This window comes from Acetobacter sp. P1H12_c (genome assembly GCF_018811975.1).
GTDB lineage: Bacteria > Pseudomonadota > Alphaproteobacteria > Acetobacterales > Acetobacteraceae > Acetobacter > Acetobacter persici.
Map to the genome: position 1 here is coordinate 255276 of NZ_JACRVR010000001.1, position 17304 is coordinate 272579.

Here is a 17304-nt window from a genome sequence, read left to right on the forward strand (position 1 = left end):
ATGCGGTGCCAACTGGCCCGGTTTTTAACCGTTCCGCATTGGCTGATCTGCGCAATGCTTATGGTGCTGCTGGCCGGAGGGGGCTTTCCTCACGCAGCTTACGCGGAACAGCCTTTGCGCTGGGGTGCCGATGCCTCGGCGGATGTGCCCTACACCTTTCATGACCCCAATAATCAGGCGCGGCTGACCGGGTTTGAATATGACCTGATGCAGTCTCTGGGCGAGCATATCAGCAAGCCTGTGCAGTTTGTCCAGAATGACTGGGACGGACTGATTCCCGGGCTGCAGCGTGGCCTGTATGAAATGGTGATCTGCGGGATTGAGATTACGCCCGAACATGCGGAAGGGATTGATTTCAGTATCCCGTATTACGTCACGTCCGAGCGGATTGTTGTGCGGCGCAGCGGCCCGACGCTCTCCAGTCTGGAGGCGCTGAACGGGCATGTTGTTGGCACCATGAAGGCCACGCAGGCGGAGCGTATTCTGGCGAATCATCCGCAGGTGCAGGTTCGCACCTATGACGAAGAAACCAATGTTTTTATGGATCTGGTCAATGGCCGCACGGATGCCGTGCTGATTGACGGACCCATTGCCCAGTATTACGGCGCGACCAACCCCGACCTGCAACTGGTTGGGGAGCCAGTCGGCACGGTGTCTTACGGCATTGCGTTTGCCAAAGGGCAGAATGCGGCCCTGCGGGAGCAGGTCAATACGGCGCTGCAAGCCATGAAGAAAGATGGCAGCCTGCACCGGATTCTGGCGCGCTGGAACCTGTGGACGCCGCAGGCCGCGGCATGGGCTGACGATGCGTCTACCCCGGCGATTGAGCCTGTGAGTTGGAATGACTACGTCGCCGCTCTGCATGGCTCCTCCGGCTGGCGCGCCAAAGTGGAGCGGTATGCAAGCTTTTTGCCGTTGCTGGCCAAAGGCGCGGTGCTGACGCTGCTGGTTTCACTCTGCGCCATGGTGCTTGCTGTGGGGCTTGGGCTGACGCTGGCCCTGCTGCGGCTGTATGGTCCGGCTCCGCTGGCAGCACTGTCCTCCTTCTATGTGGAGGTTGTGCGCGGCACCCCGCTGCTGATCCAGATTTTGCTGATTTTCTACGGTCTGCCGCAATGCGGCCTGAACCTGACGCCGTTTGTGGCCGGGGTGCTGGCGCTCGGGCTGAACTATGCTGCCTATGAAGCCGAGAATTACCGGGCCGGATTGCAGTCCGTCGCACGGGGGCAGATGGAAGCGGCTCTGGCACTGAACATGACGCATGTGCAGGCCTTGCGCTACGTGGTGGTGCCGCAGGCGTTCCGGCTCGTCATGCCCGTCATGACCAATGACTTCATCTCTTTGCTGAAAGACTCCTCTCTGGTCAGTGTCATTACTCTGACGGAGCTTACCCAGACCTACATCCGGCTTTCCTCAACCTATTTTGATTATTTTGGTACGGGGCTTATGGTCGGCGGAGCGTATCTTCTGCTTGGTCTGCCGTTTGTCCGGCTGGCTCGCATGGCGGAAAAAAAGCTCTCGCAGCCGCATATCAGGCGGCGTTAAACCCGCCTGCCAATGCGCTTACGGCATGGCGGGGCAGAGAACACACCGTATTGTCTCCTAAAGGAGATTAAGTCACAAATAAGACAAATAGCCTGATAGGTTTGGGTTATCACTTGTTTCTGTCTGCGGGTGTGGGACGCGGTGTAATAAACCGGGCTGTCCGGGTCTGACATATTCCAAGGGCGGCGGCGGGTCATGGCGGAATCTCTGCAAAAAAGTCCGGGATTGAATGGATCTTCTTTCAGCACTGCACAGCTTTGTCCGCGTGGCGGCCACAGGCTCCTTTTCTGCTGTCTCGAGAGAGACGGGAGTTAGTCAACCAACCATCTCCCGCCATATTGCGTTGCTGGAAGCGCATTACGGGACAACGCTGTTTGCGCGCACAACCCGCAGCCTGATGATGACGGAAGATGGGCGCAGCCTGCTCCCGCATGCGTATGAAGTGCTGGAAATTCTCGAGACCGCAGAAACTGTTCTGGGCCGCCGCCGGGCTTCAGTCTCCGGGCTGGTCAGACTGGGCATGACAACCGCATTCGGGTTGTATTTCACCAGCCGTCTGGGGGAATTGCTGGACCGTCACCCGGACCTGTCTGTTGAAGTTGTTATTCGGGACGGGTTTGGGGATCTGGTTGAAGAAGGGCTGGATCTGGCCGTGCGGGTTGGTGAGATTGCCGAAGGCTCCCTGATTGCCCGCAAGCTTGGCGTCGTCCGCAAATGGCTTGTGGCATCCCCGGCCTGTCTGGCGCGCTGTGGCACGCCCCAGCACCCCAGAGAGCTTCCGGAATATCCGGCTATTGTCTACAATTATGGCGGCGGCCGGCATGACTGGAACCTGTTCCGGGACGAGGAAGAAAGTGTGATTGCGCCCTCAGCCGTGTTCCGCGCCAATAGTAGTGAGGCTGTGTTGTCGGCTGTTTCTGCCGATATTGGTATTGGTCTGCTGCCGGAATTTCAGGTGCGGCAGGATGTGGAGTCCGGCAAGCTGGTCAGGCTTTTTCCGGACTGGAAAATTCCCAACCTGCCGTTCTACGCCGTGCATACCGGGCCGCGTACTCTGCCGCTGCGCACCCGTACCGTGCTGGATTTTCTGGTGGAAGTTTCATCAGAAGTTCTGCGGGACGATCTGCCCGCCTGACAACACTCACCACCATGCCGAAGGGCTGCGCAGAGCATCCCCGGCATGGTGTTGCCTTTAGCTGTGAAAGCCGGGGTCCGTTGAGGCCGCCTGAGGCAGTGGGGCGCTGCTATCCACTTCCCCTTTATAACTCTTGCGCAGATAAGGCAGCCAGCCTTTCAGCCATGTGTCTGTGCGGCCGACAAAGTCCGCCACTACGGGGGCATCCGCCATACCGCCATGCGACCAGTTTTCGGGTGACCCCGGCACAACCGCCTTCGGGCCGGGAAGGGCCGGGCTGATCAGCGTGTGAATGGTCGCAAAGTCCACGCCTTTGCCAGACTTGCTTTTTTCAATCCGCGTCCATGCAGCATCCACCAGAACGGGTGGAAGCTGGAAGCCCATCATGCCAAGCCGTTGCAGCGCGGGCGGGATAAAGAGCGGGCTGCTCAGCATGCCCTGAAGTGCCTGATTGGATGTGATGAACAGGTTGTTCACCACCTTGATGGGGGATGTCATCCAGCATTCTGTGCGGTTTCCATCCTGCGGCAGATCCCCCACGGTAAAATTGAACGTGCTGTGGCACTGGGCCTCAAGCTGTTCCGTCGCGGATGCCGGGAGGGACTGCGTCGTGGCCTGCGCAATAATAAAGCCCGTTACGGCCCCTTGTTCGGAGCGGACAAAAATGGATGTCAGAACTTCTCCGTGCTCCACATCATCCTGATAATTCAGGACGGGGTGCCACTTGCCCGCTGGCAGCGGGAGCTGCCGCCCGGCAAAGGGAATTACGCCCTCAAACTGCGCATCCATTGGCGGCTGGGAGACCATCCGCCGTCCTTCATCGCCCCCATCCGGCTGTGCGTCTGTACCGGGGGCAGACCGGCCCATCATGTGGCCAACCTTGGAGGTCAGCGTACCGTAATACGGCAACCGGTTGACCAGCCATGGGGCAGGAAACAGCACGGAAAATACCCCGCACACACCGGTGGTAATCAGGGCCGTGCGCCACAGGGGCGCGCGTTGCCAGAGGCGGGTAAAAGCGGACATGCCGGGGTGCTCAGTTCAGAGTAAAATCAAAAGCAGATGTAAGGCTGGTCAGGAAGACCAGCCTCACGGTGTCAGGCGGGCATGAATGGCATCCCCGTTATCGGGCGTACCATCCGCGATTTTGGCGGTAATCGTGCCGTCGTCGTCCCGCACGATGCGCACCATCTCGGCACCCTGCTGGCGGGCAATAATCAGCGATTCGCTGATCATATCCTCAATGGAGCGGACCAGATCACGCGCGGAGGCGGAATCCCCCATGCGGCTCTGGCGGCGCATCACGTCCATCAGCAGGCCTGCGTCAATGCCGCCGGTTTCCACTTTCAGGCCGTAGCTTTCAATCATGCCTTCAATTTCCAGCGCGGAAACACGGGCAATATCCAGCCCTTTCAGCGCACGGAAGACAAAGATGCGGTCCAGACGGTTGAGCACTTCTGGTGCAAAGCCAGCCTGACGCAGTGCTTCGACCGACTCGGCGCGCATGCGGTCCGGGTCATTATGCAGGCGGTCGGCAATTTCCGTCAGCGCATCGGTGGCGATGTTGGAGGTCAGCACAAAGATGCTGCGTACGGTGGAAATCTGCTGCCCGGTGGAGGCTTCCGTCACATGCCCGTCATTCCAGGCGGTCAGGAATTTTTTGAAAACATCCGGGTGGGCTTTTTCAATTTCATCCAGCAGCACAACGGCATCCGGCTTTTCCTTCAGGCCGCCGGTCAGTTTGCCGTAAGTGTCAGACCCCACATAGCCTTTAGGCGAGCCAAAAAGCTGCGTGGCGGCGTGCGGGCTGCTCATCTGCGTCATATCAAAATGCAGCAGAGGGCGCTCAAGCTGGCGGGCAAGCTGTTTGGCTAGATAGGTTTTGCCGGTGCCGGGCGGCCCGGCCAGCAGGAAGATCCCGACCGGCTTGCCACGGACCTGCAGGGCGAGGCGGCGGCGGAGCTGGGTTGCGATATCCTCGCAGACCTGATCCTGCCCGATAACGCGGGCGCGCAGGTTGGCGGCTAGTTCCTCAGCGTCAATTGTTGTTTCCCGCTGCTCACGCGCCAGCATTTCTTCCAGTGCGTTGCGGTTGGTCAGTCTGGCGAGAACATCCATCATCCACCCCCGTCGGCGTAACAGGCCCTTGCGTGCGAGCCGTTCTGCGCGTGTTTCAAATAAGAGCCCCCCGATTGTCAGGAGCCCGCCTACCGCAGCCAGCACGGGCCAGGCCGGCGCACACCATTCCATGAAGTGGGTGAGGGAGGCCAGAGAGAGGTGCAGGCTGATGGCCATCTGGACACTGGCAAGCACCAGAAAGATGACCATCATCAGCGGCATAAGCCGGTTAAGAGCCGGAAGAAGAGCTTTCATTGCGCGATCACCGTCAGGCCAAGTGTGTCACCCTGATGCATGATGGGCAGCGCCTGCGGGCCAAACATGGTCACCACACCACTTCCGATCCCGACAGCACCGGGGTCAGACGATGGAATGATATCAACATTCCCGCTGACTGTAATGGGAAGAATCAGAACAGTCGGTTTGGGCTGAAGCAGGACTGTCTGGTGCATAGTGCCGCACGCCACCGTAACCGTGCCGCCAGCTCCCGTTGCATCAAAAATCGGCATGGCCACCAGCCGCAGTTCCCGCCGCTTCACGCCTGCCAGAATGTCGGCCTTTTCCTTTTCAGAAAAGCTGGTCATGGCCAGAGCTTCCGCCGCTTTGTCCGGGGCAATCAGGGAAAACTGCACACCGGGGCGCGGTTGAGCCGTGCTGCCATTCTGGTCTGCACTGCCTCCGGCGAGAGGCGCTGTGGGGCTTCCGGTGTTTGAGCCGGCGTAATGAAAGCCAGCCCCGGCCACCAGAGCGCAGGTTGCCAGTGCGACCATGATGAGGCGCAAATGAGAGGGTTTTTCCTCTTTTTCCGGCTGTGCCTTGTATGCGGGATCAGGCGAATACGTCATAAAACAATCAGACATATCCGGGCGGGAAAGCGCAAGGGCTGAGACTGCAGCAAAGGCCTGAAAAAAGAATATGTCTGATTAATTTCTTTTTCACGAATTCAGCCGGGCGGGGCAGGCGACTCTCTTTCCGCTCTTGCAGCGTGGCGGTGTATCCCCTACATGGAGGATCATCCTTTCATTGAATTCAGAATTTTGGGGGGTGGCCTTGACGGGCCGCCTTTTTTGCATTGGACGCTGATCTGCCTGCTCATTCCGGTCTTGAAGCCCGGCTTGTCGCCCTTGTGGCGCCAACGCTGGAAGACATGGGATATGAAATTGTCCGCATTGCGGTGCTGGGGCGTGAAAGCCCGACCGTGCAGATCATGGCAGACCGCGCGGATGGTTCGCTGATCAGCGTGGAAGATTGCGAACGTATCAGCCATGCGGTTGGCGCCGTGCTGGATGTGGAAGACCCTATTCCGGGGGCGTGGACTCTGGAAGTTTCCTCTGCGGGAATCGACAGACCACTGACCCGCGCCAAGGACTGGAACCGCTTTGCCGGGCATCAGGCCAAGGCCGAAGTGCTGGTGCCGATTGACGGCCGCCGCCGGTTTTCCGGTGTTGTGCTTGGGGCGGAAGATGGTATTGCCCGGCTGCGGCTGGATGATGGGACCGAGGCCGCCCTGCCGCTGGAAGAAATCCGGCGGGCAAGACTGGTCCTGACAGATGCCCTGATCGAGGCGAGCGCGCAGATGGCGCGCCCGGCCGAGACGGGTGAAGAAGAAAAGAGCAAGGTCGGGGAAAAAGATCCGGCCGGGCGCAAGTTACACTGATCAAGCCGCCTGCTTTGGAGAGCTGAGAGTATGGATACCTCTGTTTCCCGTCCTGAACTGCTGCTGGTTGCAGATGCTGTCTCGCGCGAGAAAGGAATCGAGCGCGAGGAAGTTCTGGAGGCCATGGAGCAGGCCATCCAGAAGGCCGGTCGTGCAAAATACGGGCACGAAAAAGATATTCGCGCGACGATTGACCGCCGGACCGGGGAAGTCCGCCTTTCCCGCTGGACTGAAGTGGTTGAGACGGTAGAGAACGAAGAAACCCAGATCCCGCTGGCGATTGCCAGCAAGTTCCAGCCTGAAATCAAGGCTGGCGAGTATCTGGTTGATCCGCTGCCGCCGATTGATTTTGGCCGTATTGCCGCCCAGACCGCCAAGCAGGTGATTGTCCAGCGCGTGCGTGAATATGAACGCAAGCGCCAGTACAATGAGTTCAAGGACCGCGTGGGCGAGATTGTGAACGGCACCGTCAAGCGGACCGAGTATGGCAACCTGATGGTTGAAATCGGCTCTGCGGAAGCGCTGCTGCGCCGTGACGAACTGATCCCGCGTGAAACATTCCGCAACTCGGACCGCGTCCGCGCCTATATCTATGATGTGCGTGACGAACCGCGTGGCCCGCAGATTTTCCTCTCCCGCACGCATCCGGCCTTTCTGGCCAAGCTGTTTGCGCAGGAAGTGCCGGAAATCTACGATGGCATCATCGAGATCAAGGCTGTGGCGCGTGACCCCGGTTCCCGCGCAAAAATGGCCGTTATCTCCCGTGATGCGTCCATCGACCCGGTCGGGGCCTGCGTTGGTATGCGTGGTTCCCGCGTGCAGGCCGTTGTGGCGGAATTGCAGGGTGAGAAAATCGACATCATCCCCTGGAGCCCGCAGGCTGCCACGTTTGTGGTGAATGCCCTTGCTCCGGCTGAAGTCAGCAAGGTGGTGATGGATGAAGAAGCCGGCCGCGTTGAAGTGGTTGTGCCGGATGAACAGCTTTCGCTGGCCATCGGCCGCCGTGGTCAGAACGTGCGTCTGGCCAGCCAGCTTACGCGCTGGGATATTGATATTCTGACGGAAGCGGAAGAATCCGAACGCCGTCAGGAAGAATTCCGCCGCCGGACCAATCTGTTTGTGGAAGCGCTGGACGTTGATGACGTCATTGCAGGGCTGCTGGTCACAGAAGGATTCCACACGGTTGAAGAACTGGCCTATGCTGACCCGGACGAGCTGATTGGTATTGAAGGCTTTGACGAGTCGGTGGTGGGTGAGCTGGTTCAGCGCGCCGAAGCCTATCTGGTGCGTCAGGAAGAAAACCTTGATGCCAAGCGCCGTGAGCTTGGTGTAACGGACGATATCGCCAATCTCGGGGTCTTCACGAACCAGATGCTTGTGACGTTGGGTGAAAAGGGTGTAAAAACCCTCGACGACCTCGCTGACCTGGCTGGTGACGAGCTTGTCGAGATTCTCGGATCCGATGCCATTGAGGAAGATGCTGCCAATGAAATCATCATGGCGGCGCGTGCTCACTGGTTTGATGGAGAAGAGGGTAAGCCTTCCGATCAGGAAGAAGGCTGAGCAGGGACTTCGGGCCTGACGAACAATGAGTGGTGATTTGCCCGAAGCGTATGATGATGAGAAAGGTCCCCTGCGGCGTTGCGCGGTAACGCGGGAGCAGGGGCAGCCCTCCCTGATGATACGGTTTGTGGTGTCACCCTCTGGTGTTGTTGTCCCGGATCTGGATGCCCGTCTTCCCGGACGGGGAATATGGTTGAGCGCCCGGCGGGATGTGATAGAACAGGCCCGCAAACGCGGCGTGTTCGCACGCGCCGCGCGGTGCCAGGTTACAGTACCGGAAGATCTGTCCGCTCAGGTGGAGGCGGGTCTGCTCCGGCGCATGGTGGAACTTCTTGGGCTGGCGCGGCGTGCCGGGCAGTCCATAAGCGGTTTTATGAAGGTGCGGGAATGGGTTGCGCAGCGTCGTGCTGCGGTGATCGTTCACGCATCGGATGGAAGCGGAGATGAACTTGGGCGGCTCATGTCGGGCGCCAGGGACCTCCCCGTGGTTGAGGCGCTCTCAACGGAAGACCTTGCAAAGGTTTTCGGGCGGGAGCGAGTTGTGAATGCGGCGCTGGCGGCCGGGGTTCTGGCCTCGCGTCTGTGTTGTGAGAATAAGCGTTTTTCGGGGGTTGCCGATGGCGGCTCCCGGGTTCGTCGGACCTTTCCGGCGGATGGGTGTGAACAGGCGGGTCAATGAGCGAAGGCAAGGATCAGGATCAGGGCAAGGGGCGTCTGTCCCTTCGACCGGCAGGGCGTTCGGACGTCGGACGGACGGTTGATGCCGGGTCCGTGCGGCAGAGTTTCAGCCATGGGCGTTCGAAGGTTGTACAGGTTGAGGTGCGCAAAAAGCGTGGCCCCGGTACTCCTGGTGGCGCTGGTGGTCGAGGTGCCGGCGGGCGGGCCGGGGGTGGTCGCACCCTGACGGCTGCTGAACTGGCCATGCGCCAGCGTGTGCTGGTGGAGCAGGCAAAAGAAGCTGCTGAGGCTGAACGGCGTGAGGCCGAACGGCGCGAACAGGAAAAGATTCAGATCCTGTCTGCGGCTGAAGAAGCACGTCGTCGGGAAGAAGACGAAAAGCGTGCTGCGGAAGAGCAGGCCGCTGCTCAGGTTGAGGCGGAAGAAGCCGAACGTAAGGCCCGTATTGACGCCATCAAGCCGATCGAGCCGAAAGGCCCCGTTGTGTCGGCTGTGCCGATTCCGGGTGAAGTGACGCTTGCACCGCCCGTTAATCGCCTGAAGCCTCTGGCCGAACGTGCGATCATGCCGGCTCGTCCGCTCAAACCCGCAACACCCCGCCCGCAGCCTGCTGCGAGCACGGGTGCGGAAGCTCCGGCGGCTCAGACCCTGCGTCTGCGTGGCCGTGGCGCTGAAGGCGATGATGAACCGCGTCGTGCGCCCGCACGCCGTCCGGGTGGCAGCGGTGCACCGCCGAGCCGCAAGAGCGCCGGGCCGCGTAAAAATGATTCCGGGCGCCGTGCAGGCCGTATTGACGTGCAGGCCGCGATCGAAGGGGATGATGACAAGACGCGTTCACTCGCATCTGTCCGTCGTCAGCGTGAGCGTGAACGCCGTCAGGCCGAGCTTGAACGCCTGCGTGCCGATCAGGTCCGCGTGGTGCGTGATGTGATCCTGCCGGAAACCATTACCGTGCAGGAACTCGCCAACCGTATGGCCGCCCGTCAGGGTGAGGTTATCAAGGCGCTGATGAAAAACGGCGTCATGGCGACTGTCACGCAGAGCATTGATGCCGATACGGCCGAGCTGATTGTTGAAGAATTCGGTCACCGTGTGCGCCGTGTTTCTGAAAGCGACGTCGAACTGGGGATCGAAGGCGTTGAGGATCAGCCCGAAGAGCTGGTTTCTCGTCCGCCGGTTGTGACCGTGATGGGCCATGTTGACCATGGTAAGACCTCCCTGCTTGATGCGCTGCGCACCACGGATGTGGCCGCAGGGGAAGCCGGTGGTATTACCCAGCATATCGGTGCCTATCAGGTCACGCTGAAGTCTGGCGCGAAGATCACGTTCCTGGATACACCGGGCCATGAGGCGTTTACCGCCATGCGTGCCCGTGGTGCATCCATTACCGACGTGGTGGTGCTGGTGGTGGCAGCGGATGACGGCGTGATGCCGCAGACAATTGAAGCCATCAAACACGCCAAGGCTGCGAATGCGCCGATCATTGTGGCGATCAACAAGATCGACAAGCCGGGTGCAAACCCGGACCGGGTGCGGCAGGAACTGCTGAACCACGAGATTGTTGTGGAATCCATGAGCGGTGACGTTCAGGACGTGGAAGTGTCTGCCACCAAGCGTCTTGGTCTGGAACAGCTTGAAGAAGCCATTCTTCTGCAGGCCGAAATTCTCGACCTGAAAGCCAATCCGGACCGCTCTGCGGAAGGTGCGGTGATTGAAAGCCGTCTGGATCGTGGCCGTGGTTCTGTGGCCTCTGTGCTGGTGCAGAAAGGCACCCTGCATAAAGGCGACATTGTTGTGGCTGGTTCTGAATGGGGCCGTGTGCGTGCGCTGCTGGATGATCGTGGTCGTCAGATTACGGATGCAACGCCGTCCATGCCGGTTGAAATTCTCGGCCTGACAGGTGTGCCGTCTGCTGGTGCTCCGTTTGTTGTCGTGGAAAATGAAAACCGCGCCCGTGAGATTTCCGAGTTCCGTCAGCGGAAACTGAAGGAGCATCAGGTTGCTGGTCAGGTTGCCGCCCGCGGCACGCTGGACCAGATGCTGGCGCGGATTCAGGCTGGTGAGCAGAAGGAAGTCGCGGTCCTTATCAAGGCCGACGTGCAGGGGTCTGCTGAAGCCATTCAGACAACCGTGCTGAAGCTGGCGCATGAAGAAGTCGCGGTGCGGGTGCTCAACGCAACGGTGGGGCAGATCACGGAAAGTGATGTGCAGTTCGCCAAAGCGTCTGACGCCATCATCATCGCTTTCAACGTGCGTGCCACGGCGCAGGCCCGCACACTCGCCCAGCGCGAGGGTGTGGAAATCCGCTACTACTCCATCATCTATCAGGTGGCGGATGACGTGGAACAGTTGGTGCGCGGCAAGATTGCGCCCAAACATCGCGAGAAGTTCCTGGGTTATGCCGAAATCCGCAAGGTTTTCGAAATTACCAAGGTCGGCAAAGTGGCCGGTTGCTACATTACGGAAGGCGTGGTCAAGCGCGGCTGTGGTGTGCGTCTGCTGCGTGATGGCGTGGTGATCCATGAAGGTGATCTGAGCCAGCTCAAACGCTTCAAGGACGATGTGAAGGAAGTGGCCAAAGGCTACGAGTGCGGTCTGTCTTTCGCGGGGTATAATGACCTGCGTGAAGGTGACGTGGTCGAGTGCTTTGAAAGCGAACTGGTGCCTGCATGAGTCGTCGCAACGGATCAGGCAAGGCAGGGAATGCAGGACCGGCGGGATATCTCGCCGGTCTTTCTCCATTAGGGCCGTCCCAGCGCCAGTTGCGCGTGGGTGAAGAAGTGCGGCGCGTGCTGGCGGAACTGTTTGCCCGCACCACATTCCGCGACCCGGATCTGGCGGATGCTACGGTCACGGTGACGGAAGTCCGGCTTTCTCCCGACTTTAAACACGCCACGGTTTTTGTGGCACGCCTTGGCCGAAGCGATGTCGATGCGTTGCTGCCCGCTCTCAAGCGGGTCGGGCCATGGTTGCGGACCCAGATGTCCCACAAGCTGCGTCTGCGCGCAGCACCGGAACTGCATTTCCAGCCGGACACGACACTGGATGTCGCGATGCATATGGATTCGCTGCTGAAATCCCCGGATGTTCAGCGCGATCTGGGGTCTAAAGACCACGATGAGGAAGAGCCGGAAGACTGAGACTTCCAGCTTTTCTGGCTGTTCAGCTCTTCCATGGCTGAACGACGGGGCGGATGGCAAAATTACTTTGTATCCGCACCACCCCCGGCATCCGGGATAATTCTTCTTTATGAATCCGTTCGTAATCTGACATGTCGCGGGCTTCCACGCGCAGCAGATAATCTGCGTCTCCCGTCATGAGGTAACATTCTTTGACATCCGGGCATTCGCGCGCCCGGCTTTCAAAGCGGCGCAGGCAATCATCGGTCTGCCGTTCCAGTGTGATCTGCACAATGACGGTGGACATACTATGGACCGCGTTTTTATCAATAATAGCGCGGTAGCCCTGAATAACGCCTTCCTGTTCCAGTATTTTAACCCGGCGCAGACAGGCGGACGGAGAGAGCCCGACCTTCTGGGCCAGTTCCGCATTGCTCATGCGGCCATCATGCTGAAGGTGGCGTAAAATCGCGTCTGTCAGGCGGTCGAAGATCATAAGGCGATATCCTGCTTTTCTTCGCATAATCTACAGGAAATTTGGAGATGTGTCGCATTTTATGCGGCTGATCGACAGGATATTCCACAGGCTTTTTGTTAAGGTTTTGGAGTCGAAATATTCTGGATGGTTAGCTGTGGCGTCTTCCTGTGTTTCTGTTTCTCCTGACTGGCCAGCACATCGGGCCGGAGCAATTCTGACGGTTGACCTTGCCGCGATTGCTGCAAACTATCGTCTGCTGGACGCCAGAACCCCCGGCGCGCTCTGTGCCGCCGTCGTCAAGGCAGATGCGTATGGCCTGGGGGCTGCGCAGGTTGCGCCGGTGCTGGAGCAGGCCGGAGCGCGGCATTTTTTTGTCGCGCATGTGGATGAAGGTCTGGCTCTGCGGCAATGGGTCTCCCCGGCTACGCAGATTACCGTGTTGCACGGCGCGCGCCCTGAAGCCGTGGAAGACTGTGTTCGCTCCGGCCTGCGTCCGGTTTTAAATTCTCTTGAGCAGATCAGTCAGTTGCAGAGTCTGGCAAAACAGCTTGATCGCCCGCTGGATGCGGTCCTGCAACTGGATACCGGCATGTCCCGCTTTGGTCTTTCCGGCGCGGATGTCCAGCGTCTGGTACAGGAGCCTGAGCGCCTGACGGGTATTTCTCTCAGCCTGATCATGAGCCATCTGGCCTGCGCTGATACGCCGGAAAACCCTGCCAATGCGGACCAGCTCCGCACGTTGCAGACATATGCCGCTCTGCTGCCAAAGGCTCCTCTCAGCCTTGCGGCATCCTCCGGTATTTTTCTGGGGGAAGCGTTTCATCAGAGTCTTGTCCGGCCCGGTGCGGCTTTGTACGGCATTGCCCCGAACACATCCGACCCCAATCCTCTTGCACCGGTTGTGACATTGCAGGCGCATATTCTGCAAATCCGGCAGTTATCCAAGGGAGATCGGGTGGGATACGGGCTGACATGGCAGGCAGACGGGCCACGGCGTGTCGCGACCATCGCCACCGGCTACGCGGATGGCTTTGCCCGGCAGGGGGCTGCCAAAGGGTGTGCGTGGTTCCGGGGCCAGAGGCTGCCTCTGCTTGGGCGCGTCTCCATGGATTCCATGACGGTGGATATCTCCGCCATTCCGGAAGGGCAGATCACCGCGGATGATACGGTTGATCTGCTGAATGACGCCTATGGGGTGGACGCACTGGCGGCGGCTGAAGGCACCATAGGGTACGAAGTGCTGACGTCGCTCGGGCGGCGCTATCATCGTGTTTATAAAAATACTGAACAGAACATCTGAATTTCTAAAAAGGCGTTTACCATGAAGGTTGTTGTTCTTGGTGGTGGTGTTGTGGGCGTAACCTCGGCCTGGTATCTGGCGCAGGCCGGCCACGAGGTCACGGTGGTCGAGCGTCAGCCGGAATCCGGGATGGAAACCAGTTTTGCCAATGCGGGGCAGGTTTCTCCGGGCTATTCCGCCCCGTGGGCCGGGCCGGGTGTGCCGCTGAAATCCATCAAATGGCTGATGATGGCGTACCGGCCCTTCGTTTTCTGGCCAATGCCGGACCCGCATCTGTGGACATGGCTTGTACAGATGCTGGAAAACTGCACGACTGCGGCCTATGACCGTAATAAAGGCCGGATGGTGCGTCTGGCGGAATATAGCCGGGATGTCATGATGGACCTGCGGGCCCAGACGGGCATTACGTATGATGATCGCCAGCAGGGCACATTGCAGGTCTTCCGCACCCAGAAGCAGCTTGATGGTGCTGAGCAGGATATTGCGGTGCTGAAGCAGTATCAGGTGCCCTATGAAGTTCTGGACCGGGCGGCCTGTGTACAGGCGGAACCGGGACTGGCCGATGCCGCCAACAAGATTGTGGGTGGCCTGCGCCTGCCGGGTGATGAAACGGGGGATGCGTTCAAATTCACCCAGCGTCTTGCCAGAATGGCGGAAGAGGCTGGCGTGACATTTCTGTATAATACCCGCATCAAACAGCTTTTATCCGAAGGTGGCCGCATTACCGGCGTAGAGACCAGCAAAGGCGTGCTGACTGCGGATTCCTATGTTCTGTCTCTGGGGAGTTTCTCCCCGGCTCTGGTGCGTTCTCTGGGGATAAAGCTGCCGATCTACCCGGTAAAAGGCTATTCTCTGACAGCAGATATCACCAATGCGGACCGTGCTCCGGTTTCAACAATTATGGATGAAACTTTCAAAATCGGTATTACCCGTCTGGGTGACCGGGTGCGGGTGGGCGGCACGGCGGAACTGGCCGGGTTCAGTCGCCGCCTGCGGGCGCCACGCCGCGCCACGCTGGAACATTCCGTGACGGACCTGTTCCCCGACTGCTGTGATGTGCCGGGTGCATCCTTCTGGACAGGCCTGCGGCCCATGACGCCGGATGGCACACCTATCATCGGCCGTACCGGGCTGGAAAACCTGTTCCTGAATACCGGGCATGGCACACTGGGCTGGACTATGGCCTGTGGTTCTGGCCGGGTTCTGGCAGATATTATGTCCGGCAAGAAACCCGATATTGCCTATGAAGACTTGAATATTTTCCGCTACCAGACAGCCTGAAAATTCATGTCATAACTGACATAGTTCTGTAAAAAACCAGTATTGTCATGATGTTTGACGTGCCGCCTGCCCGAAAAGGCAGGCGGTTTTCTTTTCTGCATGCTGAACATGCAGGCCATGCAGAAGCGTGTGGTCTATGTTTTTTCAAAAAACTGTAAAACCGATCAGGCAGAAAAAATGTTTTTCTAAGAAAACATATTTTCCGCTGGCGTATGACATAGATATGCTTCGTTTGGATGCTGTGGTGGCGGCCGAACAGGGATGTTCATGTTGCTCCTGATGTTTTTATAGGATGGGCCTTGGTCGTTATGCTGCCAGACTGGTTTTTTTTGCCTTCCCGTTTCGTTTCTCTTTTACGCCGTGCCTGCCGACCGGTTCCTCCCTGTGCCCAGCGGCTTTCTTTAGGCGTCAGCCTGCTTGCCGGAGCGGGCAGCCTGATCGCGATGCCGGTTGCGGCTCACGCGGCGGATACACAGGCTGCGGACGGGCAGGTGGCGGCCCCACAGACTTCCGCAATGCCTGCGCCGCCTTCCGCCAGCCAGCAGCGGCAGGCGGCCCGCCTGTCCACCAGCGTTGTGTTCAGGCCCAGCCGCACCGATATGGCGTTGATTGAGGATCTGGAACACCGGACGTTCCTGTGGTTCTGGGAAGCAGGGGATGCAAAGACCGGACTGGTGCCGGACCGTTACCCGTCTGACCAGACACAGGCGAGTGTTGCCTCCATCGGCTTTGGCCTGACGGCATATGGCATCGGGGTGGAGCGGGGTTACATTACGCGCCAGCAGGCCATTGGGCGGACTTTGAACACCCTGCGTTATCTCTCCAGCCTGCCACAGAATGACAGCATGGAAAAATCCTCTGGTTATCACGGGTTTTTCTATCACTTTCTGAATAAAGATACTGGACTGCGTTTTAATAAAGATATTGAACTGTCCAGTATTGATACTGCGTTACTGATGCAGGGTATTCTGTTTGCCGAAAGTTATTATACGCAGAATACGGCGCAGGAAGCGGAAATTCGCACGCTGGCCAACACGCTGTATCAGAATGTGGACTGGGTCTGGATGCGCCGCCCCGATCTGCGGCTGAGCATGGGATGGTCCCCGGAGCGCCAGTTCCTGCCGAATTACTGGGAAGGGTACAGCGAGGGCATGATGGCCTATATTCTGGCCCTTGGTTCTCAGAAACATCCGCTGGACTCTGCCTCATGGCAGGTCTGGCTGACGACGAATGACCGGCGGTGGGGCGAGTATTACGGCCAGACCCTGCTGAATTTTGCGCCCATGTTCGGGCACCAGTACACCCACTCCTGGATTGATTTCCGCGGGATTCAGGATGACTGGAACCGGGAAAAGGGCATCGACTATTTTGAAAACAGCCGCCGCGCCACCTACGCGCAGCGGACCTACGCCATGACCAACCCCGGTAAATGGCAGGATTACGGGAAAGATGTGTGGGGCCTGACGGCGAGTGACGGGCCGGGGGAACTGACGCAGACTGTTGGGGGCACGCCACGCCATTTCATGTCCTATTCCGCACGTGGGACGGGGCGTGATTACACGCAGGATGATGGCACTATTGCCCCGACGGCGGCGGGTGGTTCCGTTGCCTTTGCTCCGGAAATTGCCATTCCAGCCCTGCGGGAAATGAAGCACCGTTACGGCAGCCATATCTATAGCCGTTACGGGTTTGTGGATGCCTTCAACCCCAGCTTCCACAACGCGGACAAGTCTTTCTGGTCTGATACGGCCTATCTGGGCATTGATCAGGGGCCGATTCTGCTGATGATTGAAAACTGGCGTAGCGGACTGGTGTGGAACACCATGAAGCGTAATCCGGCCATCAGGCAGGGTTTGCTCAAAGCCGGGTTCCGGGGGGGCTGGCTTGGGGAAGGCGCAGACAATGTCTCTGCACCGTCTTCCGCAACGCATGCCAGCGCAGCCCCGTCTGACCAGCCTGAGTCAGGCAGCCAGCATGCCCGCGCACGGGCGTCTGCCCGCAGCGGTGCGCAGCAGGCAGGGTGATACCCGGCGGCGTTTATCCCTGATAGGACGCTATTTCAATCAGGTTCTGGTCCGGGTCGTGGCAATAGACGGATGTAATCGGCCCCAGTGCGCCAAGCCGCGCAACGGGGCCTTCCACCACGGTCACACCGCATTTTTGCAGATGCTCAATCACATCATCACTTGTGACGGCGGTGACAAAACATAAGTCATTCCCGCCGGGCAGCGCATGCACGGCGGTCTCCCATCCTGTGGCGTCCTGCGGGCGCAGGTTGAGTTTCTGCCCCCCAAAACGCAGAGCAGTGCGGTTGTTGCGCCCGTATTCCTCACGCTCCATGCCCAGCACGCGCTGGTACCATGAGGCAGAAATTTCGAGGTCTCTTACAGTCAGGACCGCATGGTCCATCCGGTCAACAGTAAAGCGCAT

General features: G+C 59.0%; 15 protein-coding genes. 10 read left to right on the forward strand and 5 right to left on the reverse strand.

The window, feature by feature from the left end:
- Positions 1-54: 54 nt before the first annotated feature.
- Positions 55-1545 (forward strand): ABC transporter substrate-binding protein/permease, encoded by a 1491-nt coding sequence (locus KP699_RS01230; RefSeq protein ID WP_252346736.1) that lies wholly within the window; start codon positions 55-57, stop codon positions 1543-1545.
- Between the two features lie 229 nt (positions 1546-1774).
- Complete coding sequence (locus KP699_RS01235; protein WP_077930642.1) at positions 1775-2680, forward strand: LysR family transcriptional regulator; 906 nt, start codon at positions 1775-1777, stop codon at positions 2678-2680.
- Between the two features lie 57 nt (positions 2681-2737).
- Here the strand turns inward: KP699_RS01235 and KP699_RS01240 are convergent, their stop codons facing one another.
- From KP699_RS01240 to KP699_RS01250, 3 genes are all read right to left on the reverse strand, one after another.
- Positions 2738-3706, reverse strand: coding sequence for a hypothetical protein (locus tag KP699_RS01240; RefSeq protein ID WP_215761371.1), 969 nt, complete (start codon positions 3704-3706; stop codon positions 2738-2740).
- Positions 3707-3769: 63 nt separating this feature from the next.
- Positions 3770-5053, reverse strand: coding sequence for an AAA family ATPase (locus KP699_RS01245; protein WP_086656227.1), 1284 nt, complete (start codon positions 5051-5053; stop codon positions 3770-3772).
- On the reverse strand, positions 5050-5658 hold the full coding sequence (locus KP699_RS01250; protein WP_244284797.1) for a hypothetical protein: 609 nt from the start codon (positions 5656-5658) through the stop codon (positions 5050-5052). Before KP699_RS01250 ends, KP699_RS01245 begins: the two co-directional genes overlap by 4 nt.
- Before the next feature lie 212 nt (positions 5659-5870).
- Between KP699_RS01250 and rimP the strand changes: the two genes are divergently transcribed.
- The 5 genes from rimP to rbfA are packed head-to-tail and all read left to right on the forward strand — an operon-like array spanning position 5871 to position 11836.
- A complete protein-coding gene (rimP, locus tag KP699_RS01255; protein ID WP_215761372.1) occupies positions 5871-6455 on the forward strand; it encodes a ribosome maturation factor RimP in 585 nt (194 codons plus the stop codon).
- Between the two features lie 30 nt (positions 6456-6485).
- The gene (gene nusA / locus KP699_RS01260; protein WP_077930640.1) at positions 6486-8018 is read left to right on the forward strand and encodes a transcription termination factor NusA; all 1533 of its coding nucleotides are present in this window, start codon (positions 6486-6488) and stop codon (positions 8016-8018) included.
- Between the two features lie 25 nt (positions 8019-8043).
- Positions 8044-8697 carry an RNA-binding protein gene (locus KP699_RS01265; RefSeq protein WP_077930639.1) on the forward strand — a complete coding sequence of 218 codons (654 nt, stop codon included), beginning with the start codon at positions 8044-8046 and terminating at the stop codon, positions 8695-8697.
- Positions 8694-11369: a translation initiation factor IF-2 gene (infB, locus tag KP699_RS01270; protein WP_077930638.1), complete on the forward strand. Its 2676-nt coding sequence runs from the start codon at positions 8694-8696 to the stop codon at positions 11367-11369. The genes KP699_RS01265 and infB overlap by 4 nt, the downstream gene beginning before the upstream one ends.
- On the forward strand, positions 11366-11836 hold the full coding sequence (gene rbfA, locus KP699_RS01275) for a 30S ribosome-binding factor RbfA (RefSeq protein WP_025829500.1): 471 nt from the start codon (positions 11366-11368) through the stop codon (positions 11834-11836). Before infB ends, rbfA begins: the two co-directional genes overlap by 4 nt.
- Positions 11837-11858: 22 nt before the next feature.
- On the opposite strand, the gene KP699_RS01280 is transcribed toward rbfA, so the two are convergent.
- Positions 11859-12311: an Lrp/AsnC family transcriptional regulator gene (locus KP699_RS01280; protein ID WP_035375174.1), complete on the reverse strand. Its 453-nt coding sequence runs from the start codon at positions 12309-12311 to the stop codon at positions 11859-11861.
- A 136-nt stretch (positions 12312-12447) separates the two neighbouring features.
- Between KP699_RS01280 and alr the strand changes: the two genes are divergently transcribed.
- The 3 genes from alr (at position 12448) to KP699_RS01295 (ending at position 16898) form a co-directional block, all read left to right on the forward strand.
- Positions 12448-13593, forward strand: coding sequence for an alanine racemase (gene alr, locus KP699_RS01285; RefSeq protein WP_308164735.1), 1146 nt, complete (start codon positions 12448-12450; stop codon positions 13591-13593).
- Between the two features lie 21 nt (positions 13594-13614).
- A complete protein-coding gene (locus KP699_RS01290) occupies positions 13615-14874 on the forward strand; it encodes a D-amino acid dehydrogenase (protein ID WP_212355287.1) in 1260 nt (419 codons plus the stop codon).
- Between the two features lie 515 nt (positions 14875-15389).
- Positions 15390-16898, forward strand: a complete 1509-nt coding sequence (locus KP699_RS01295) for a glucoamylase family protein (RefSeq protein WP_252346738.1) — start codon at positions 15390-15392, stop codon at positions 16896-16898.
- 13 nt (positions 16899-16911) lie between these two features.
- Here KP699_RS01295 and KP699_RS01300 read toward each other — a convergent pair whose 3' ends face one another.
- On the reverse strand, positions 16912-17304 hold the full coding sequence (locus KP699_RS01300; protein ID WP_212355291.1) for a VOC family protein: 393 nt from the start codon (positions 17302-17304) through the stop codon (positions 16912-16914).

What these genes read in the sequence shown, in the direction of transcription:
- nusA (WP_077930640.1), top strand. Translation starts at nt 6,486, where the DNA reads ATGGATACCTCTGTTTCCCGTCCTGAACTGCTGCTGGTTGCAGATGCT.
- KP699_RS01300 (WP_212355291.1), bottom strand. Translation starts at nt 17,304, where the DNA reads ATGCGCTTTACTGTTGACCGGATGGACCATGCGGTCCTGACTGTAAGA.
- KP699_RS01230 (WP_252346736.1), top strand. Translation starts at nt 55, where the DNA reads ATGCTTATGGTGCTGCTGGCCGGAGGGGGCTTTCCTCACGCAGCTTAC.
- rbfA (WP_025829500.1), top strand. Translation starts at nt 11,366, where the DNA reads ATGAGTCGTCGCAACGGATCAGGCAAGGCAGGGAATGCAGGACCGGCG.
- KP699_RS01235 (WP_077930642.1), top strand. Translation starts at nt 1,775, where the DNA reads ATGGATCTTCTTTCAGCACTGCACAGCTTTGTCCGCGTGGCGGCCACA.
- KP699_RS01265 (WP_077930639.1), top strand. Translation starts at nt 8,044, where the DNA reads ATGAGTGGTGATTTGCCCGAAGCGTATGATGATGAGAAAGGTCCCCTG.
- KP699_RS01250 (WP_244284797.1), bottom strand. Translation starts at nt 5,658, where the DNA reads ATGTCTGATTGTTTTATGACGTATTCGCCTGATCCCGCATACAAGGCA.
- KP699_RS01245 (WP_086656227.1), bottom strand. Translation starts at nt 5,053, where the DNA reads ATGAAAGCTCTTCTTCCGGCTCTTAACCGGCTTATGCCGCTGATGATG.
- KP699_RS01240 (WP_215761371.1), bottom strand. Translation starts at nt 3,706, where the DNA reads ATGTCCGCTTTTACCCGCCTCTGGCAACGCGCGCCCCTGTGGCGCACG.
- KP699_RS01280 (WP_035375174.1), bottom strand. Translation starts at nt 12,311, where the DNA reads ATGATCTTCGACCGCCTGACAGACGCGATTTTACGCCACCTTCAGCAT.
- KP699_RS01290 (WP_212355287.1), top strand. Translation starts at nt 13,615, where the DNA reads ATGAAGGTTGTTGTTCTTGGTGGTGGTGTTGTGGGCGTAACCTCGGCC.
- KP699_RS01295 (WP_252346738.1), top strand. Translation starts at nt 15,390, where the DNA reads ATGCCTGCGCCGCCTTCCGCCAGCCAGCAGCGGCAGGCGGCCCGCCTG.
- infB (WP_077930638.1), top strand. Translation starts at nt 8,694, where the DNA reads ATGAGCGAAGGCAAGGATCAGGATCAGGGCAAGGGGCGTCTGTCCCTT.